Origin of the sequence: Enterobacter cloacae complex sp. SHL001, from assembly GCF_049236825.1 — a bacterium.
Classification (GTDB): domain Bacteria; phylum Pseudomonadota; class Gammaproteobacteria; order Enterobacterales; family Enterobacteriaceae; genus Enterobacter; species Enterobacter hormaechei_C.
The window spans coordinates 106,325-126,463 of record NZ_JBMKIP010000005.1 but is presented as its reverse complement, the minus strand read 5'-3'; the positions used below and the strand labels follow the sequence as shown (position 1 = coordinate 126,463).

At 58.2% G+C, this 20,139-nt stretch carries 16 protein-coding genes; 7 read left to right on the top strand and 9 right to left on the bottom strand.

The genetic code is table 11. The features are described 5' to 3' along the window. Nucleotides 1-4: 4 nt before the first annotated feature. Nucleotides 5-436: a tripartite tricarboxylate transporter TctB family protein gene (locus tag ACOTYH_RS15150; protein ID WP_003859443.1), complete on the bottom strand. Its 432-nt coding sequence runs from the start codon at nucleotides 434-436 to the stop codon at nucleotides 5-7. 11 nt (nucleotides 437-447) lie between these two features. Beyond that, a complete protein-coding gene (locus tag ACOTYH_RS15145) occupies nucleotides 448-1,428 on the bottom strand; it encodes a Bug family tripartite tricarboxylate transporter substrate binding protein (protein WP_006811363.1) in 981 nt (326 codons plus the stop codon). A gap of 152 nt (nucleotides 1,429-1,580) precedes the next feature. On the opposite strand from ACOTYH_RS15145, the gene tctD reads away from it, so the two are divergent. The 4 genes from tctD to ACOTYH_RS15125 all read left to right on the top strand — a co-directional run bounded on the left by tctD (nucleotide 1,581) and on the right by ACOTYH_RS15125 (nucleotide 5,617). Then, on the top strand, nucleotides 1,581-2,255 hold the full coding sequence (gene tctD / locus ACOTYH_RS15140; RefSeq protein WP_006811361.1) for a transcriptional regulator TctD: 675 nt from the start codon (nucleotides 1,581-1,583) through the stop codon (nucleotides 2,253-2,255). After that, nucleotides 2,242-3,651 carry a sensor histidine kinase gene (locus ACOTYH_RS15135; RefSeq protein WP_032654323.1) on the top strand — a complete coding sequence of 470 codons (1,410 nt, stop codon included), beginning with the start codon at nucleotides 2,242-2,244 and terminating at the stop codon, nucleotides 3,649-3,651. The genes tctD and ACOTYH_RS15135 overlap by 14 nt, the downstream gene beginning before the upstream one ends. A gap of 129 nt (nucleotides 3,652-3,780) precedes the next feature. Beyond that, nucleotides 3,781-4,323 carry a YfaZ family outer membrane protein gene (locus ACOTYH_RS15130; RefSeq protein WP_017383419.1) on the top strand — a complete coding sequence of 181 codons (543 nt, stop codon included), beginning with the start codon at nucleotides 3,781-3,783 and terminating at the stop codon, nucleotides 4,321-4,323. 94 nt (nucleotides 4,324-4,417) lie between these two features. After that, nucleotides 4,418-5,617: a nicotinamide mononucleotide deamidase-related protein YfaY gene (locus ACOTYH_RS15125; RefSeq protein ID WP_219378506.1), complete on the top strand. Its 1,200-nt coding sequence runs from the start codon at nucleotides 4,418-4,420 to the stop codon at nucleotides 5,615-5,617. A gap of 31 nt (nucleotides 5,618-5,648) precedes the next feature. Here ACOTYH_RS15125 and glpC read toward each other — a convergent pair whose 3' ends face one another. The 3 genes from glpC to glpA are packed head-to-tail and all read right to left on the bottom strand — an operon-like array spanning nucleotide 5,649 to nucleotide 9,671. Beyond that, on the bottom strand, nucleotides 5,649-6,839 hold the full coding sequence (gene glpC / locus ACOTYH_RS15120; protein ID WP_421637809.1) for an anaerobic glycerol-3-phosphate dehydrogenase subunit GlpC: 1,191 nt from the start codon (nucleotides 6,837-6,839) through the stop codon (nucleotides 5,649-5,651). Next, nucleotides 6,836-8,053, bottom strand: a complete 1,218-nt coding sequence (glpB, locus tag ACOTYH_RS15115; RefSeq protein WP_045347863.1) for a glycerol-3-phosphate dehydrogenase subunit GlpB — start codon at nucleotides 8,051-8,053, stop codon at nucleotides 6,836-6,838. The genes glpC and glpB overlap by 4 nt, the downstream gene beginning before the upstream one ends. Next, nucleotides 8,043-9,671, bottom strand: a complete 1,629-nt coding sequence (gene glpA / locus ACOTYH_RS15110) for an anaerobic glycerol-3-phosphate dehydrogenase subunit A (protein ID WP_421637808.1) — start codon at nucleotides 9,669-9,671, stop codon at nucleotides 8,043-8,045. Before glpA ends, glpB begins: the two co-directional genes overlap by 11 nt. A gap of 250 nt (nucleotides 9,672-9,921) precedes the next feature. Between glpA and glpT the strand changes: the two genes are divergently transcribed. Further along, nucleotides 9,922-11,274 carry a glycerol-3-phosphate transporter gene (gene glpT / locus ACOTYH_RS15105; RefSeq protein ID WP_003859423.1) on the top strand — a complete coding sequence of 451 codons (1,353 nt, stop codon included), beginning with the start codon at nucleotides 9,922-9,924 and terminating at the stop codon, nucleotides 11,272-11,274. A gap of 11 nt (nucleotides 11,275-11,285) precedes the next feature. Then, entirely contained in the window at nucleotides 11,286-12,347 is a 1,062-nt protein-coding gene (gene glpQ / locus ACOTYH_RS15100) for a glycerophosphodiester phosphodiesterase (protein ID WP_047719282.1), read from the top strand. Nucleotides 12,348-12,430: 83 nt separating this feature from the next. Here the strand turns inward: glpQ and yfaE are convergent, their stop codons facing one another. The 4 genes from yfaE to ubiG all read right to left on the bottom strand — a co-directional run bounded on the left by yfaE (nucleotide 12,431) and on the right by ubiG (nucleotide 17,287). Further along, complete coding sequence (gene yfaE / locus ACOTYH_RS15095; RefSeq protein ID WP_003859419.1) at nucleotides 12,431-12,685, bottom strand: class I ribonucleotide reductase maintenance protein YfaE; 255 nt, start codon at nucleotides 12,683-12,685, stop codon at nucleotides 12,431-12,433. After that, on the bottom strand, nucleotides 12,685-13,815 hold the full coding sequence (nrdB, locus tag ACOTYH_RS15090; protein ID WP_026080618.1) for a class Ia ribonucleoside-diphosphate reductase subunit beta: 1,131 nt from the start codon (nucleotides 13,813-13,815) through the stop codon (nucleotides 12,685-12,687). Before nrdB ends, yfaE begins: the two co-directional genes overlap by 1 nt. A gap of 108 nt (nucleotides 13,816-13,923) precedes the next feature. Next, nucleotides 13,924-16,209 carry a class 1a ribonucleoside-diphosphate reductase subunit alpha gene (nrdA, locus tag ACOTYH_RS15085; RefSeq protein ID WP_421637807.1) on the bottom strand — a complete coding sequence of 762 codons (2,286 nt, stop codon included), beginning with the start codon at nucleotides 16,207-16,209 and terminating at the stop codon, nucleotides 13,924-13,926. A 349-nt stretch (nucleotides 16,210-16,558) separates the two neighbouring features. Next, nucleotides 16,559-17,287, bottom strand: coding sequence for a bifunctional 2-polyprenyl-6-hydroxyphenol methylase/3-demethylubiquinol 3-O-methyltransferase UbiG (gene ubiG / locus ACOTYH_RS15080; protein WP_006811346.1), 729 nt, complete (start codon nucleotides 17,285-17,287; stop codon nucleotides 16,559-16,561). A 146-nt stretch (nucleotides 17,288-17,433) separates the two neighbouring features. Between ubiG and gyrA the strand changes: the two genes are divergently transcribed. Then, nucleotides 17,434-20,070 (top strand): DNA topoisomerase (ATP-hydrolyzing) subunit A, encoded by a 2,637-nt coding sequence (gene gyrA / locus ACOTYH_RS15075; protein ID WP_017693022.1) that lies wholly within the window; start codon nucleotides 17,434-17,436, stop codon nucleotides 20,068-20,070. The last annotated feature ends 69 nt before the right edge of the window (nucleotides 20,071-20,139 follow it).

Here is a 20,139-nt window from a genome sequence, read left to right as displayed (position 1 = left end):
TCCGTTAGTTAAACCATGCGCCGAGCGGCAGGGTCACGTCCAGCAGGCGGTCGAAGGCGTACCAGAGTAAAATGCCCAGTACGACCCCGGAGATCCCCGCCGCAGGCAGCGAGGCGTTAAACAGTATGCCAATCACCATCGTCAGCAGGGCGGTGGCAATCGGGAAGCCGAGCCACTCAAAGCCCCACGCATACATCAGCAGGACAATTACCATTACCAGCAGACGTTGCAGCGTACGGCGTGGCGGCCACTCCACGGTATCCGGATGGCGCAGCAGCAGCGCCACCGAGCAGAGCAGCATCAGGCCGACTATGCCGACGGGGAAGGGGCGTGGCCCCACGGGTTCATAGCTGTATTCGCTGTGGATCTGCCAGGCGACGAACATGCCGCCAATGCAGAGCAGCAGCCATATCCCGGCAAAAATGCGATCGCTCATAGCGCCTCCGGTTATTTCGCCAGACCAAAGGCTTTCGCCTGTTCTCGGTAGTCATTCACCTGTTTTTTGACATACTCGTCCAGCTGCTTGCCGTTCAGGTTGAACTCAAACAGCCCGCGCAGATCGCGCTGTTTTTTGAACTCCTCGGTTTGCTGAAGTTTTGCGAAGGTATCCACCCACCACTGGTACTCGGCGTCGGTCACTTTTGGCCCGACGAAGAAGCCGCGGATGATCGGCCAGACCAGGTTATAACCCTGCTCTTTAGCGGTTGGGACGTCTGCCAGCTGGCCCGGCAGACGGTTTTCCGAGAAGACCGCCAGCACGCGGATCTTATCCCCGCTCAGGTAGGGCACCATTTCGCTGAGATCGCCCGATACCGCCTGGACGTGATTGCCCATCAGCGCCGTCACCGGCTCGCCGCCGCCTTCAAAGGCCACGTAACGCATCTTGTGCGGATCCACTTTGGCCTGCTGCGCCAGCAGCGCGGCTTTCATCCAGTCCTGGCTGCCGATAGAGGCGCCCGCGCCAATGACCACGCTGTTCGGATCTTTTTCCATGGCGGTCAGCAGATCTTTCAGGGATTTCCATGGGGAGTCCGCGCGCACGGCGATCATGCCGTAATCGGTGCCTACGGTGGCGAGCCAGCGCACGTCATTCACGTCATAACGACCAAATTTCCCCTGCGACAGGTTCAGCAACGAACCGCCGGAGAAGGCCACCACGGTGCCCGCTTCGGCAGGGCGCTGCGCGACGATGGCGTTATAGGCTACCGCGCCCACGCCGCCGGGCATGTAGGTGACGCGCATCGGTTTTTCAATGGCCTTCGTCTCCAGCAGGCTGACCTGAATCAGCTTACAGGTCAGGTCGAAGCCGCCGCCGGGTTTGGCCGGGGCGATACATTCGGTACGGGATGGCGCGTCCTGCGCCTGGACGACAGAGGCACTCAACAGCAATACGCTTGCAGCAAGGGTAGAAAGTAATTGTTTTTTCATCGTTTATCCTCACGCCGGAGAACCGGGAGTACGGGTACGGGTGTATTTTTTCTGATTATGTGAACCACCTTGTAGCGGTTCCGTTGCGTGATTGTTAAAACAATAACCTTTCATTTCCCTTTCACTGCGACACCAACTTTACAGGATGTGATATGCGTCTCTTACTCGCGGAAGATAATCGTGAGCTGGCTCACTGGCTGGAAAAAGCGCTGGTACAAAACGGATTTGCCGTGGATTGCGTCAATGATGGACGGGCGGCCGATCATCTTTTGCAGGGAGAAAACTATGCCGTCGCGATCCTTGATATCGGTATGCCCGGCTTCGACGGGCTGGAGGTGGTGCATCGCCTGAGAAAGCGCGGGCAGACGCTGCCGGTGCTGTTTCTTACCGCCCGCAGCAACGTGGCAGACAGGGTGAAGGGGCTGAATGCCGGGGCGGATGACTACCTGCCGAAACCGTTCGAGCTGGAGGAGCTTGATGCCCGCCTGCGCGCGCTGCTGCGCCGCAGCGAAGGACGAACCCAGGAGCGCCAGCGGCTGGGAGAGCTGGAGTACGATGATGAAGGCTTTTTTCTGCTGCGCGATGAACCCCTTTCCCTCACGCCGCGCGAACTCTCTTTGCTGAAGGTGCTGATGCACCGCCGGACCCGTCCCGTCTCCCGGCAACAGCTTTTCGACCAGGTATTCAGCCTGAACGACGACGTCAGCCCCGAGAGCATCGATCTCTATATTCACCGCCTGCGTAAGAAGCTGACCGGCAGCGGGGTGCGGATCATTACCCTCCGGGGGCTGGGCTACGTGCTGGAGTGCGGCGATGAGGTGGGTTAAGCCGCAGTCGCTTTACCTGCAACTTTTGCTTTTTCTGGGTTTGCCGCTGCTGCTGTTATGGGGGCTGTCAGCCTTTAACAGCTACGTTAGCGCGTTACAGGCGGCGACGCAGGCCTATGACCGCACGCTGTTATCCTCGGCGCGCACGGTGTCAGAGCGGCTGGTGGTGCACAACGGCAAGCTCCAGGTGAACGTGCCCTGGGTCGTGCTCGACAGCTTCGAGCTGAACATGAACGATCGCCTCTATTACAAGGTCGTGGACCCTGACGGGCGGACGATCTCCGGCTACGACGATCTGCCGAATATGCCTCCCTCCACGTCGCGCACTACACACTATCCGGCGCTGGCGTGGTTTTATCATACCGAGTATCGCGGACAGGCGATCCGCGTGGCGAAGCTGCTCCAGCCGGTTAACGAGGACAGTGTGTTCGGGATGGCGGAGATCTACGTCGCCGAAACGTTGCAGTCGCGGCGCTATCTGGCCACTCAGCTGCTGTTTTCCTCGCTCGTGTCGCAGGGGCTGCTGGTGCTGCTGACGCTGGTCCTGACCGCGTGGCTGCTGCGTCGCGTGCTGCGCCCGATGCGGCAGCTCTCGTCCCTGATGGTGCGCCGTGAGCCGGGGCTGCTGGCTCCGCTGCCGGAGTTATTGCCCTGGTCGGAAACGCGGCTGCTGATTGTGGCATTTAACCGCTATATCGACAGGTTACGTGGCGTGCTTTCGCGGCAGGCGCGCTTTAACGCCGACGCCTCACACCAGCTCAAAACGCCGCTGGCGGTGCTGAAAACCCAGGTATCGGTTGCCCTGACGCGTAACGATCCGGCGCTGTGGCAGGAGAGCTTACGGGCGATGAACGTCACGCTGGATAACACCATCGTGCTGACGGAAAGGCTGTTGCAGCTTTCGGCGGTGAAGCGAAAAGAGCAGGGGGAGCGACAGTTTGCGCCTGTCGATCTGGTACAGGTGGTGCAAAACTGCTGCTTTTCCCGGCTGGCGCAGGCGCGCAGCAAGGGTATCGATCTCGGTTATGACGGCGTACAGCAGCCGGTAATGATTGAGGGGGATGACGTGTTGCTGGGCGAACTTTGCGCCAACCTGCTGGAGAACGCGATCAAATACACACCGGAGCAGGGCGTCGTGACGGTGTACCTGCGCACGGCTAACGATGCCGTTGAGCTGAGCGTGGAGGACAGCGGACCGGGCATTGCTGAAGACCAGATCTCCCAGGCCATGCTGCCGTTTCATCGGCTGGATAACGTGGGCGATGCCGCCGGGTCCGGCATTGGCCTGGCGCTGGCTAACGATATTGCCCGCCTGCACCGCAGCCATCTTCAGCTGATGCCCAGTGAAAATCTGGGTGGGCTGAGCGTGAAAATGCGCTTTCTGATGCTGGTATAAATGCCGATATTATCAAATCGTTACAAACTAATTGCCCGCCGCACGCGGAGTCCATTGATCACACAGGCAGTCAGGTTAAAATCTCGCGGTTTTTGGACATCTCTGAATAAATTGTGCGGGATCACGACAATGAAAAAAGTGGCATTAATGGGCTTAAGCGGCCTGATGTTTGTTTCAGCAGCGGCAAACGCAATTTCCTTCAACGGCTCGGCGGGACAAGATTATACCCATCTGGGCTTTGGTCTTGGCACGGATAGCGCAGGCCTGGCAATGACCGGCGGCTGGACGCACAACGACGACGATGGGGATGCGGCAAGCCTGGGCCTCGGCTTCAACGTGCCGTTGGGTCCCTTCCTGGCGACCGTCGGCGGTAAAGGCATTTACACCAACCCGAACGACGGCGACGAAGGCTACGCGGCGGCAGTGGGTGGCGGCTTGCAGTGGAAAATTGGCGACAGCTTTGGCCTGTTCGGTGAGTACTACTACTCCCCGGATTCCCTCTCCAGCGGTATCGACAGCTATCAGGAAGCTAATGCCGGCGCGCGCTGGACCATCATGCGTCCGATCACCATCGAAGCGGGCTATCGCTATCTGAACCTGGCCGGTAAAGACGGCAACCGCGACAACGCCCTGGCAGACGGCCCGTACATTGGCGTGAGCGCCGGTTTCTGATCCTCTCGGCGCGGCGTTCAGTCGCGCCAGTTTCTCTCTTCCCCCGGTCTTCGATTGCGCTATAGTGTTTTGACCATTGAAATGGGAGAACACAATGATAAATGTGGAAATGTTATCCACTGGCGACGAAGTGCTGCATGGGCAAATCATTGATACCAATGCCGCCTGGCTCGCCGATCTCTTCTTTGAGCAAGGATTACCGTTAACGCGCCGCAACACCGTAGGTGACAATCTTGAGTCGCTGGTCAACGTTCTGCGCGAGCGCAGCGAACGCTGCGACGTGCTGATTGTGAACGGCGGGCTGGGACCCACCAGCGACGATCTCAGCGCGCTGGCCGCCGCCACGGCCAAAGGCGAAGGCCTGGTTCTGCACGAGGCGTGGCTGGCACAGATGGAGCGCTTTTTCTCCGGGCGTGGCCGCGTGATGGCCCCCAGCAACCGCAAGCAGGCTGAAATTCCCGCCAGCGCGGAACTGATTGATAACCCGGTCGGCACCGCCTGCGGGTTTGCCGTTCAGCTGAACCGCTGCCTGATGTTCTTCACCCCGGGCGTCCCGTCGGAATTTAAAGTGATGGTCGAGCAGCAGATCCTGCCGCGCCTGCGCGCGCGCTTTACGCTGCCTGAACCGCCGCTGTGCCTGCGTCTGACCACCTTTGGTCGCTCGGAAAGCGATCTGGCCCAGAGCCTCGATCACCTGCAACTGCCTACCGGCGTGTCGATGGGCTATCGCTCCTCCATGCCGATTATTGAACTGAAGCTGACCGGACCGGCGTCAGAGAAAGCCGCCATGCTGGCGCTGTGGCCGGAAGTGCAGCGCGTCGCCGGGGAAAGCCTGATTTTCGAAGGAACGGAAGGGCTGCCGGCGCAGATTGCAGGGCATTTGCAGTCCCGCCAGCTGAGCGTGACGTTAAGCGAGCAGTTTACCGGTGGGCTTCTGGCGCTTCAGCTTACCCGGGCGGGTGCGCCGCTGCTGGCCAGTGAAGTGGTGCCGTTCCAGCAGGAGACGCTGGCGCAGACCGCGCGCTGGGCGTCCGAGCGCAGAGTGAAGCATTTCGCCGGGCTGGCGCTGTTTGTGGGCGGGCTGGATGAGGAGCACCTCAACTTTGCCCTGGCAACGCCGGAAGGGACGCACGCCCTGCGGGTCAGGATGAGCATTACCCGCCACAGCCTGGCCGTGCGTCAGGAGGTGTGCGCGATGATGGCGCTGAACATGCTGCGCCGCTGGCTGAACGGGAAAGAGGTCGCCAGCGAGCACGGCTGGATCAACGTCGTCGAATCGCTGTTCGTGGAGTGAGAGTGTGCCGGGGCCGTGTCCCCGGCAACGGTTACGCCAGCGCTTTTGCCAGCAAGGTAATGGGATGTTCACAGCGTTTGCTGGTGGACATCTCGATCTGCCACTTGCAGGTTTCGCAGTCCGTCACCACGATATCTGCGCCGCTCTCTTCAATCTGCCGGAACAGCGGCGCGCCAATGGCCTGTGACGTTGGGTAGTTTTCACGCTTGAAGCCGTACGTGCCTGCGATGCCGCAGCAGCGTGAGTCCAGCACCGTCAGCTCCAGCCCGGGGATCAGCCGCAGCAGCTCAAGCGTATAGATCGACCAGCCCATCTTCTCCATATGACATGGCGTGTGATACACCACCTTCAGCGGCAAGTTGCCCAGCGGTAACGTCTGCCCGCTGTCCAGTTTGCGCCAGAGAAAACGGGTCGCCAGCTCAATGTGCTCGCGCAGGCCGGTGTTATCCACCTCCAGCAGATGCGGATATTCATCGCGCAGCGTGAAGGTACAGGTTGACGACGTCGCCAGTACCGGTATCCCTTTGTCGACGATCGCCTCACGTAAAGAGGTGACGTTGCTGCTCGCCTGCTTGCGCGCTTTGTCGATGAAGCCGTTGGCAATCAGCGGAACGCCGCAGCACTTTTCTTTGCTCAGCAGCTGAACGCCCGTTCCCATGGCGTTCAGGACTTTCAGCAGGTCTTTCCCCAGCTGCGGATGGTTGTAGTTCACGTAGCAGCCGTGGAAGAAGGCAACCTGCTCAGCGAACTGCGCCTGTTCTGCCGCCACGGATTTAAACCAGCGGCGGAAGGTGCCGTGAGAATATTTCGGCAGACTGCGGTGATGGTCGATTTTGAGCGTCGCATCCAGCAGCCTGCGCACCGGCTTCAGGGCGGTGGCGGCATTGACGACCGGCGCGAAAGGCGTCGAGAGGCTACCCATCAGGTCGGTGTGGCTCAGTATCGCGTCACGCAGCGTCGGTTTTTGCGTACTGTAGCGGGCGCGGGCGCGCTGGATGATATCGCCTATTTTCACGTCCGACGGGCAGGCAACTTCGCAGCGTTTACAGTTGATACAGTATTTCAGCGCCTCGTCGTAGAGCGCGCCATCCTTCAGGCGCAGACGCTCCCCGTCGGGACCGGCCTGTTTCGGGCCGGGATAGCGCGGATCGACGCCGCTGACCGGGCAAACCGTGGTGCAGACCGTGCATTTGATACAGCTTTCAAATCGGGTGTCGTTCATTGTGCTCCCTCCCTGCGCTGGATAATCTGCTCCGCGACATGCAGCGCAGTGACGGCGCAGACGCCGCCACCGCAGCCCTGCGCCACGGGATCGTACCCGCCCAGAACCGAGCCGATGGCGTAAAGATTTTCAACCGGTTCCCCGCCCAGCCGCGGGCGCAGTTGGCTGTCGACGATCACGCCGAACTGCTGCCAGGGCTGCGGGGTGAAGAAATCGCTTTGATACCAGTCCGCGCGGGAAGCGCTTTGCCGGACGTCCAGACCGAGGATTGCCTCACGCACGCCATCCCGGCTGCTCAGCAGACCGTTGCTGAAGAAACTGCCGCTTGCCAGCACCGTAAAGCGTGCGCGAAGCGGGATGTCGCCGTGGTTGCGGGTCCAGATTTCGCTTACCGCGCCCTCAGCCAGGGTGATTTTTTTCACCTCGTCGCCTGCCATCCAGACGCCACCCTGGGCAACAAACTGACGCTGAAGCTGGGTGTGCAGACGAATGCCGGGCACGGAAGGGGGGAGCGTCGGCAGTAAACCGAGCGTACAGGGCAGGCGCGCCGAGAGCCAGCGCCAGAGCCGGTTGTCCGTTAAGCCAAAACAGGCGGGCATAAACAGGGCGTCGCAGGTCTCGCCGAGCGGTTGAAGCGCCGCGTACAGCTGCGGCCAGTAACTTTCATTATCCAGCAGGCGGGCAATGTTCACCGCACGAAACTCGCTGGGGTTTTCGCGCAGCACGTCGAGTTCGGGGAGATCAATCTCCGCCGTATCCACCTGAACATCCTGCTGTCTGAGAGACGCGGCGGCCAGATGCGGCTGGAAATCGAGGAAGCCGCTGATCCCCACCACCCGCACGCGCTCGGCAGCGATGGGGGCGACAGGCACCTCTTCCGGGCTAAGCCAGGCGGCGCGCAGGGTGCCGAGCGGCGTGACGCGCTGATGATTTTGCTCGGCGTCACCCTGCATGCGTGCGCCGCAGGTGGTGAGCAGGTGTTCGGTTTCGCAGGCAAAGCGGGCCATATTCTCTGCGCCCGTCAGGCGGTAGGGATGTTCAGGCGGCAGATCGGCGAACGATAGCGCGCCCAGTAAATCCAGCGAGCCGGAAGAGAAGTGCAGGGCACTCTGACCGCGAGTGACAATGGCGCAGCGCAGACCCCGCTGCGTCAGTTTGAGGCCGCACAGCAGGCCCGCCAGTCCCCCACCCACAATCACGGTATCAAATTTCATGGTTGTGCTCCTTCTCCAGACCGCAAAGCCCCTGATAGACCCAGCGGGTAAACTCGCTTTCGCGCAGGGCATCGCCCCAGGCGACGGGCTGAATGCCTTTCCAGCGCTCGTTTAAAAAATCGCTGAGCTGGGCAAGCGACTGGGTTGACGTGGTGGCGTGAAAACGTTGCAGCAGCCCGGCGGCACGGCAGGCGCACAGCTCCCCCTGACAGGTGCCCATCCCGACGCGCGTGCGGCGGCGTAAATCGAGCAGGTTGTTCACCGTCAGGTTTTCCACGGCATACTGCACCTCGCCTGCGGTCACGGCTTCGCATTCGCACACCAGGCTGCGGCTGAGTCGCCCTTCACCGAGCCAGGTTGGGGTGCGGTCGCCGTGACGGTAAATCGCCGAACCGCGAAGCGGGGCAGGGAGTGAAATGATTTTGTGCAGCGTTTTTTCTGTCGATTGCTGCGAGCCGGGCAGAGCCTGTTCCGCCGTCACGCACGGTGCGGTGTTGCCGAGCTTACGGCAGACGGCATCGGTGGCCCACTGGGCCATCAGCCGGTAGGTCATCAGCTTGCCGCCGGTAATGGTGATAAACCCGTCCATGCCGTCGCGTTCGGCGTGATCGAGCAGCACGATGCCGCGGCTGACGTTACGCCCGCTCGGATCGTTATCGCTGGCGACAAGGGGACGCACGCCCGCGTAGGCACGCAGAATACGCGTCTGCGCCATCACCGGGGCCAGCTTTTCCCCTTCGCGCAGCAGGATATCCACCTCTTCAGCGGTGACGCGGTTGTAATCAATTTCGCTGTAGTCCACATGCATTGAGGTCGTGCCGATTAACGAAATGGTGTCCCCCGGCACGAGGATATCGGCGTCAGACGGTTTACGGCAGCGGTTGATGACATGGTTATTGATGCGGTGGTCGAGGATCAGCAGCGAGCCTTTCGCCGGGAACATGCGCACCGACAGGTCCGCGTATTCCGCGATGCGCTGGCCCCAGATCCCCGCCGCGTTGACCACGACGGCGGCATACAGCTCGCGGTGTTCGTTGTACTGCGCATCAAACATGCGCACTCCGCGCACGGTATTACCTTCACGAATAAGCCCGGTGACGTGATGCCCGGTCAGGATCTGGGCGCCATGTTCCCGCGCGTCGAGCATATTGGCGGCGGTCAGGCGGAAAGGATCAACGGTTCCGTCCGGTACTTTTACCGCGCCCAGTAACGCCGGGTTTACCGAGGGTTCAAGACGGCGCGCCTGCGCAGGATCGATCGCCTCGGCCTGAATGCCTGCCGCCGTGCAGGCGGTGATAAAGGTTTGCTGAAAGCCGAGATCATCTTCGGGAAGGGTGATAAAAAGACCGTTGGTCGGTTCAACGCAGTGGCGGGCGATGCGCCTGAGGATCTGGTTTTCAGCGATACACTCGCGTGCTGACTCAGCGTCAGTGACCGCATAGCGGGCGCCGCTGTGCAACAGACCGTGATTACGTCCCGTCGCGCCGGTGGCGATATCGTGGCGTTCCAGAAGCGTGACGCTCAATCCCCGCAGGGCGCAGTCGCGTGCGATGCCGGCACCCGTCGCGCCACCGCCAATGATAATCACATCGCTGAAGCTTGGATCGTGAATTGTCATTGCCTTTCCTCTATGTTCGTTTTTTAGCATTTAGCCACATTGATCGTGTGGTTTGTTTGATTTCGAACATAAACGCGCGAAATTCGAAAGTGAAACGTGATTTCATGCGCTTTTTTGCGCATTCTGTCATATTTCTGTAACAATCTGTGCGTTGATTCACAGTAACATTCACCGTGATTTCTTAACATCGCCGCCTCTGTAGCCGGGCGCGAGATGCCCGGTCATTTTTTGAAAGGCCACGGAGGCTGTTATGCTCAGTATCTTTAAACCTGCGCCACATCGGGCGCGACTGCCAGAGGCAGAGATTGATCCTCTCTACCGCCGTCTGCGTTGGCAAATCTTCCTCGGGATCTTCTTCGGGTATGCGGCGTACTATCTGGTACGTAAAAACTTTGCGCTCGCCATGCCGTACCTGGTGGAGCAGGGCTTCTCACGCGGCGATCTGGGATTTGCGCTGTCGGGGATCTCCATCGCGTACGGTTTTTCGAAGTTCATTATGGGGTCGGTGTCGGATCGCTCGAATCCGCGCGTGTTCCTGCCCGCCGGCCTGATCCTAGCGGCCGCGGTGATGCTGTTCATGGGCTTTGTGCCGTGGGCGACCTCCAGCATTGCCATCATGTTCGTGCTGCTGTTCCTCTGCGGCTGGTTTCAGGGGATGGGATGGCCGCCATGCGGACGCACCATGGTTCACTGGTGGTCACAGAAAGAGCGTGGTGGAATTGTATCTGTGTGGAACTGCGCACATAACGTCGGGGGCGGGCTTCCGCCGCTGCTGTTCCTGCTGGGGATGGCCTGGTTCAACGACTGGCATGCCGCGCTCTATATGCCAGCCTTTGGCGCCATTCTGGTGGCGATTATCGCCTTCGCTCTGATGCGCGACACCCCACAGTCCTGCGGCCTGCCGCCGATTGAAGAGTACAAAAACGACTACCCGGATGATTACAGCGAGAAGCACGAAGAAGAGCTGACGGCAAAGCAGATCTTCATGAAGTACGTGCTGCCGAACAAGCTGTTGTGGTACATCGCGGTGGCAAACGTATTTGTCTACCTGCTGCGCTACGGCATCCTCGACTGGTCGCCAACCTACCTGAAAGAGGTGAAGCACTTCGCGCTGGATAAATCCTCCTGGGCCTATTTCCTGTATGAATACGCGGGCATTCCCGGCACGCTGATCTGTGGCTGGATGTCGGACAAAGTGTTTAAGGGCAACCGTGGGGCGACGGGCGTGTTCTTTATGACGCTGGTCACCATCGCGACGGTCGTTTACTGGCTTAACCCGCCGGGGAATCCGGGTGTGGATATGGCCTGTATGATCGTCATCGGCTTCCTGATTTATGGTCCGGTTATGCTGATTGGTCTGCATGCCCTGGAGCTGGCGCCGAAGAAAGCGGCAGGCACGGCGGCAGGCTTTACCGGTCTGTTTGGCTACCTCGGCGGTTCAGTGGCGGCAAGTGCCATCGTCGGTTACACCGTCGACTTCTTCGGCTGGGACGGCGGCTTTATGGTGATGATTGGCGGCAGCGTGCTGGCTGTTCTGCTGCTGGTTGTTGTGATGATTGGTGAAAAACGTCACCACGCCGAAGTGCTGGCGCGTCGTCAATAAGGAGCATTGCGATGAAATTAACTCAGTTAGCGACAGGTCTGCTGCTGGCGGGCCTGATGACAAGCTCCGCGCTGGCGGCGGATAAGATCGTGATCGCCCACCGTGGCGCCAGCGGTTATCTGCCGGAGCATACGCTGCCGGCAAAAGCGATGGCCTATGCCCAGGGCGCGGATTATCTGGAGCAGGATCTGGTGATGACGAAGGACGACCAGCTGGTCGTTCTGCATGACCACTATCTTGACCGCGTGACGGACGTGGCGGAACGTTTCCCGGATCGCGCCCGTAAAGATGGTCGCTACTACGCCATCGACTTCACGCTGGCGGAGATCCGCTCGCTGAAGTTTACCGAGGGCTTCGAGATTGAAAACGGTAAGAAGGTACAGGTCTATCCGGGACGTTTCCCGATGGGCAAGTCTGACTTCCGTATTCACACCTTCGAAGAGGAGATCGAGTTTGTTCAGGGGCTGAACCACTCGACAGGAAAAAATATCGGTATCTACCCGGAAATCAAAGCGCCGTGGTTCCACCATCAGGAAGGGAAGGACATTGCCGCGAAGACGCTGGAGGTACTGAAAAAGTACGGCTACACCAGCAAGCAGGATAAGGTTTTCCTGCAATGTTTCGACGCCGCGGAACTGAAGCGCATCAAAACCGAGCTGGAGCCGAAAATGGGGATGGATCTCAATCTGGTGCAGCTGATTGCGTATACCGACTGGAATGAAACCCAGGAAAAACAGCCGGACGGGAAGTGGGTGAACTACAGCTACGACTGGATGTTTAAGCCGGGCGCGATGAAGCAGATTGCGCAGTACGCCGACGGCATCGGGCCGGATTACCACATGCTGGTGGCGGAAGGCTCAACGCCGGGTCACGTGAAGCTGACGGCGATGGTGAAAGAGGCGCATGCGAGCAAGATGCAGGTGCATCCGTATACCGTACGCGCAGACCAGCTGCCGGAGTATGCGACGGACGTGAATCAGCTTTACGACGTACTGTATAACCAGGCGGATGTGGACGGGTTGTTTACGGATTTCCCGGATAAAGCGGTGAGCTTTTTGAAGGATAAACGCTGAAATTGCCGGGTGGCGGCTGCGCCTTACCCGGCCTACGAACTGCGGTTTTGTAGGTCGGGTCAGCGAAGCACCACCCGACATAATTACATCTCGATCTCAATATCGCCTTTTGCCCGGCAGCAGCAGGGCAAAATTTCCCCTTCGCTGATAAAGGCCAGCGGTTCGGTCAGCCAGTCTACCTGGCCTGCGACCAGACGGCAGCGGCAGGAGCCGCAGTAGCCTTCACGACACTGGTACTCTACTTCTACCTGATGCGCTTCAAGCGCCACCAGCAGAGAAGGGTGCTCTTCCTGGCACAACACCTCTGTACCAGAAAGGCTCAGCGTTACGCGGCTCATCAGAGCTGGAAATCGCTCAGGTCGTCGGTGTTGACTTCAGAATCAATCTGACCGACCAGATAAGAACTCACTTCCACTTCCTGCGGCGCAACCTGCACGTTATCGGACACCAGCCAGGTGTTGATCCACGGAATCGGGTTAGAGCGCGTCTGGAATGGCAGATCGAGACCCACAGCCTGCATGCGGATGTTAGTGATGTACTCCACGTACTGGCACAGAATGTCTTTGTTCAGGCCAATCATGGAGCCGTCGCGGAACAGGTAGTCTGCCCACTCTTTCTCCTGCTGGGCGGCCAGCACGAACAGATCGTAGCATTCCTGCTTGCACTCTTCGGCAATCGCAGCCATTTCCGGGTCGTCCGCGCCGCTGCGCAGCAGGTTCAGCATGTGCTGAGTCCCGGTCAGATGCAGGGCTTCGTCACGGGCGATCAGGCGGATGATTTTGGCGTTGCCTTCCATCAGCTTGCGCTCGGCAAAGGCGAAGGAGCAGGCGAAGCTCACGTAGAAGCGGATCGCTTCCAGCGCGTTAACGCTCATCAGGCACAGGTACAGCTGCTTTTTCAGGGCCCGCAGGTTTACGGTAATGGTTTTGCCGTTCACGTTATGCGTGCCTTCGCCCAGCAGATGCCAGTAGCTGGTCATCTCGATCAGCTCGTCGTAGTAGTGCGCAATGCCTTCCGCGCGCTTCTGGATCTGCTCGTTGGTGACGATATCGTCAAACACCACCGCCGGATCGTTCACGATGTTGCGGATGATGTGGGTGTAAGAGCGGGAGTGGATCGTCTCGGAGAACGCCCAGGTCTCTACCCAGGTTTCCAGCTCAGGAATCGAGATCAGCGGCAGCAGCGCCACGTTTGGACTACGGCCCTGGATGGAGTCCAGTAGCGTCTGGTACTTCAGGTTGCTGAGGAAGATGTGCTTTTCGTGTTCCGGCAGCGCCTGGAAATCGATACGGTCGCGGGAAACGTCAACTTCTTCCGGACGCCAGAAGAAGGAGAGTTGCTTTTCAATCAGCTTTTCGAAGATGTCATATTTTTGCTGATCGTAGCGTGCCACGTTGACCGGCTGGCCGAAGAACATCGGCTCTTTGAGCTGGTCGTTTTTCGTCTGTGAAAAGGTGGTATATGCCATTGCGGTGAGTCCTGTGGTGTTATTTCCCCTCACCCCGGCCCTCTCCCACAGGGAGAGGGGGAAAGAGTTCCCTCTCCCTGTGGGAGAGGGTTAGGGTGAGGGAATTTATTAGATCTTACATGCGCCGCTTTCGCAGCCATCGTCCTGAATTGACGGCACCAGGTCGTCCTGGGCGTCTTCCGCACCATCACGGGTGTTGTGATAGTACAGCGTTTTCACGCCAAATTTGTAGGCGGTGAGCAGGTCTTTCAGCAGTTGCTGCATCGGAACCTTGCCAGACGGGAAGCGCGTCGGGTCGTAGTTGGTATTGGCAGAGATCGACTGGTCGATAAACTTCTGCATGATACCCACCAGTTGCAGATAGCCGTCGTTGTTTGGCATTTCCCACAGCAGCTCGTAGTTGTCACCCAGCGTTTCGTAATCCGGCACCACCTGACGCAGCACGCCGTCTTTCGACGCTTTGATGCTGACGTGGCCGCGCGGTGGCTCAATACCGTTGGTGGCGTTGGAGATCTGCGAAGAGGTCTCGGACGGCATCAGGGCAGAGAGCGTGGAGTTACGCAGACCGTGAGTTTTAATGGACTCGCGCAGGCCTTCCCAGTCGAGGTGCAGCGGCTCGCTGACGATCGCATCCAGGTCTTTTTTGTAGGTGTCGATCGGCAGAATGCCTTTCGCGTAGGTGGTTTCGTTGAACCACGGGCACGCGCCTTGCTCTTTCGCCAGCTCGTTAGAGGCTTTCATCAGGTAGTATTGGATCGCTTCGAACGTCTGGTGCGTCAGATTGTTGGCGCTGCCGTCGGAGTAACGCTTGCCGTTTTTCGCCAGCCAGTAGGCGAAGTTGATCACGCCGATACCTAAAGTGCGACGGCCCATTGCGCCGCGTTTTGCCGCCGGGATTGGGTAATCCTGGTAATCCAGCAGGGCGTCGAGCGCACGAACCGCCAGCACCGCCAGCTCTTCCAGCTCGTCCAGGCTCTTAATCGCACCCAGGTTGAACGCGGACAGCGTACAAAGCGCGATTTCACCGTTTTCGTCGTTCACGTCTTCCAGCGGTTTAGTCGGCAGGGCGATCTCCAGGCACAGGTTGGACTGGCGCACTGGTGCAACCACCGGATCGAACGGGCTGTGGGTGTTGCAGTGGTCAACGTTCTGGATGTAGATACGGCCGGTAGAAGCACGTTCCTGCATCATCAGGGAGAACAGATCGACCGCTTTCACGCGCTGCTTGCGGATGCTGTCGTCTTTTTCATATTTGGTGTACAGACGCTCGAACTCGTCCTGATCGGCGAAGAAGGCGTCGTACAGACCCGGGACGTCGGACGGGCTGAACAGGGTGATGTCTTCCCCTTTCAGCAGACGGGTGTACATCAGCTTGTTGATCTGCACGCCGTAGTCCATGTGACGCACGCGGTTGCCTTCCACGCCGCGGTTGTTCTTCAGAACCAGCAGGCTTTCCACTTCCAGGTGCCACATCGGGTAGAACAGGGTCGCTGCACCACCACGCACGCCGCCCTGAGAGCAGGATTTTACTGCCGTCTGGAAGTGCTTGTAGAACGGAATACAGCCGGTGTGGAACGCTTCACCGCCGCGGATCGGGCTGCCCAGTGCACGGATACGGCCGGCGTTGATGCCGATACCGGCACGCTGGGAGACGTATTTCACGATGGCGCTGGAGGTCGCGTTGATGGAATCCAGGCTGTCACCACACTCGATCAGTACGCAGGAGCTGAACTGACGGGTAGGGGTACGCACGCCAGACATGATTGGCGTAGGCAGAGAAATCTTGTACGTAGAGACCGCATCGTAGAAACGCTTCACGTAGTCCAGACGGGTTTCACGCGGGTAATTAGAGAACAGGCAGGCGGCCACCAGAATATAGAGGAACTGGGCGCTCTCGTAGATTTCGCCCGTCACACGGTTCTGAACCAGGTATTTACCTTCGAGCTGCTTCACCGCCGCGTAGGAGAAGTTCATGTCGCGCCAGTGATCGATAAACCCGTTCATCTGCTCGAACTCTTCTTCCGTATAGTCTTCCAGCAGATGCGTGTCGTATTTGCCCAGCTCGACCATTTTCACTACGTGATCGTAAAGCTTCGGCGGCTCGAACTGGCCGTAGGCTTTTTTACGCAGGTGGAAAATCGCCAGACGCGCAGCGAGGTACTGATAATCCGGTGCGTCGCGGGAGATCAGATCTGCCGCGGCTTTGATAATGGTTTCGTGGATATCAGACGTTTTGATGCCGTCGTAGAACTGAATGTGAGAACGCAGTTCAACCTGGGAGATAGATACGTTGTTCAGTCCTTCTGCTGCCCAGTCGAGAACTCGATGGATTTTGTCCAGATTGATACGCTCGGTGGTACCGTCGCGCTTTGTCACCAGCAGACTCTGATTCATGTGGGTTTTTACCTGTCCGTGAAATAAAAAAATATCCCCCGCTTATCCACAGAACCGTCTTGTGACTAACTCTGTGGATAAATACTACATATAGGGGTTTTGCGATAAGAAGAACGCTATATGGTGAGTATTCTAGTATCGAATCTTTTCAGCACAAGGGTTGATTTTGACGTTAAATTGAGGTTGTGAAAGGGTAAAAAAGGCTAAGTCCTCGTGCCGTAAGGCCTGGAAGAGATGTCAATAATTAAGAAAAAAAATTCAAAATTTGATCGAGTGCTGATTTCTTCAACGGGAGGTCAGAATTGCGCAACATGATGTCGCGCAATCATTATAAGAATAACGGATGACGTTAGTCGTTTTTGGCGGTTGTGTGCAACATATAGTTAACATCCACACCTGGGGCAAGTTTGAATTTATCCGTCAGCGGATTGTAGTGCAGGCCCGTCATGTGCTGCTCCTTAAGCCATGTCTGGTCAACCCAGCCCAGCAGTTCGGCAGGCTTGATGAACTTCTTCACGTCGTGCGTCCCTTTCGGCACCATGCGCAGCACGTATTCCGCGCCTACCACGGCCATCAGCCAGGCTTTGCCGTTGCGGTTGATGGTCGAGAAGAAGACCTGTCCACCCGGTTTCACCAGTTTTGCACAGGCGCTGACCACCGACTGCGGATCGGGAACGTGCTCCAGCATCTCCATGCAGGTCACCACGTCATACTGGTGCGCATGTTTTGCCGCGTGCTCTTCCACGGTTTCCTGGACATATTCTACCTGTACGCCGGACTCCAGCGCATGAAGACGCGCAACCTGTAGAGGTTCGAAGCCCATGTCCAGACCGGTGACGGTGGCCCCTTCACGCGCCATACTTTCCGCCAGGATGCCGCCGCCGCAGCCGACGTCGAGCACTTTCTTACCGAACAGACCGCCGGAACGCTCCGCGATATAGCCCAGACGCAGCGGGTTAATACGATGCAGAGGTTTGAACTCACCTTCGAGATCCCACCAGCGGGACGCCACCGCTTCAAATTTGGCAATCTCTTCGTGGTCAACGTTGTGAGCCACCGGGGATTTTTCGGCATTCATGGGCGCTTTTACTCCTTATTTAGCAAGACAAATGAGTATATCAGGCAATCCCTGTGAATAAAGCGTATAGGTTTACCTGTATCACCGCGGCTGTGTTATAATTTGCGACCTTTGAATCCGGGATACAGTAGAGGGATAGCGGTTAGATGAGCGACCTTGCGAGAGAAATTACACCGGTTAACATCGAGGAAGAGCTGAAAAGCTCCTATCTGGACTATGCGATGTCGGTCATTGTTGGCCGTGCGCTGCCGGACGTCCGCGATGGCCTGAAGCCGGTACACCGTCGCGTACTATACGCCATGAACGTATTGGGCAATGACTGGAATAAAGCCTACAAAAAATCTGCCCGTGTCGTTGGTGACGTAATCGGTAAATACCATCCTCATGGTGATTCCGCGGTGTACGACACCATTGTCCGTATGGCGCAGCCCTTCTCGCTGCGTTACATGCTGGTAGATGGTCAGGGTAACTTTGGTTCTATCGACGGCGACTCCGCCGCGGCAATGCGTTATACGGAAATCCGTCTGGCGAAGATTGCCCATGAGCTGATGGCTGACCTGGAAAAAGAGACGGTTGATTTCGTTGATAACTACGACGGCACGGAAAAAATTCCTGACGTTATGCCAACGAAGATCCCAAACCTGCTGGTGAACGGTTCGTCCGGTATCGCCGTCGGTATGGCAACCAACATTCCACCGCACAATATCACGGAAGTGATCAACGGCTGCCTGGCCTACATTGACGATGAAGACATCAGCATTGAAGGGCTGATGGAACACATCCCGGGCCCGGACTTCCCGACGGCGGCAATCATCAATGGCCGTCGCGGTATTGAAGAAGCGTACCGCACCGGTCGCGGCAAGATTTACATCCGTGCCCGCGCCGAAGTGGAAGCGGACGCTAAAACCGGCCGTGAAACCATTATTGTTCACGAGATCCCGTATCAGGTGAACAAAGCGCGACTGATTGAAAAAATCGCCGAGCTGGTAAAAGAAAAACGCGTTGAAGGCATCAGCGCGCTGCGTGACGAGTCTGATAAAGACGGTATGCGCATCGTGATTGAAATCAAGCGCGACGCGGTGGGTGAAGTTGTGCTGAACAACCTTTACTCCCAGACTCAGCTTCAGGTCTCCTTCGGTATCAACATGGTTGCGCTGCACCATGGCCAGCCGAAGATCATGAACCTGAAAGAGATCCTGAGCGCGTTCGTGCGTCACCGCCGTGAAGTGGTGACCCGTCGTACCATCTTCGAACTGCGCAAAGCGCGCGACCGTGCCCATATCCTTGAAGCACTGGCCGTTGCGCTGGCGAACATCGACCCGATCATCGAGCTGATCCGCCGTGCGCCGACGCCGGCAGAAGCGAAGGCGTCGCTGGTTGCGCGTCCATGGGATCTGGGCAACGTGGCGGCAATGCTGGAACGTGCCGGTGATGACGCCGCGCGTCCTGAGTGGCTGGAACCGGAATTCGGCGTGCGTGACGGTCAGTACTACCTGACTGAACAGCAGGCCCAGGCGATTCTGGATCTGCGTTTGCAGAAACTGACCGGCCTTGAGCATGAAAAACTGCTCGACGAGTACAAAGAGCTGCTGGAGCAGATTGCCGAGCTGCTGCATATCCTGGGTAGCGCAGAGCGCCTGATGGAAGTGATCCGTGAAGAGCTGGAGCTGGTTCGCGATCAGTTCGGCGACGAGCGTCGCACCGAAATCACAGCCAACAGCTCTGATATCAACATTGAAGATCTGATCAACCGCGAAGACGTGGTAGTGACGCTGTCTCACCAGGGCTACGTGAAGTATCAGCCGTTGACCGACTACGAAGCACAGCGTCGTGGCGGTAAAGGCAAATCTGCGGCGCGTATTAAAGAAGAAGACTTTATTGACCGTCTGCTGGTGGCCAACACCCACGACACGATCCTCTGCTTCTCCAGCCGGGGCCGTCTGTACTGGATGAAAGTCTATCAGCTGCCGGAAGCGAGCCGTGGCGCGCGGGGTCGACCAATCGTCAACCTGCTGCCGCTGGAAGCGAACGAACGTATCACCGCCATTCTGCCGGTACGCGAGTACGAAGAGGGCGTGAACGTCTTTATGGCGACCGCGAGCGGTACCGTGAAGAAAACTGCGCTGACCGAGTTCAGCCGTCCACGTTCTGCCGGGATCATCGCGGTGAACCTGAACGAAGGCGATGAGCTGATTGGCGTGGATCTGACCTCCGGTTCCGATGAAGTGATGCTGTTCTCTGCCGCCGGTAAAGTGGTGCGCTTTAAAGAGAACGCCGTGCGCGCAATGGGTCGTACGGCGACCGGCGTGCGTGGTATCAAGCTGGCGGGTGAAGACAGCGTGGTTTCCCTGATCGTTCCGCGTGGCGAAGGCGCAATCCTGACCGTCACCCAGAACGGCTACGGTAAACGTACGGCGGAAAGCGAATACCCGACCAAGTCACGCGGCACGCAGGGCGTTATCTCCATCAAAGTGACCGAGCGCAACGGTTCCGTTGTTGGCGCGGTGCAGGTGGACGACGCGGACCAGATCATGATGATCACCGATGCCGGTACGCTGGTGCGTACCCGCGTGTCTGAGATCAGCGTGGTGGGTCGTAACACCCAGGGCGTTATCCTCATCCGCACTGCGGAAGATGAAAACGTCGTCGGTCTGCAACGCGTTGCTGAGCCGGTGGATGACGAAGAGCTCGACTCTATCGACGGCAGCGTTGCGGAAGGGGATGATGAAATCGCCCCGGAAGCGGACACCGATGATGAAGTAGCGGATGACGCTGACGAGTAACGTCTCCTGACGCATAAAGGGCCGGTTTCCGGCCCTTTTGTTTTGCGCAAGCAGACAAGTGAACGTTGC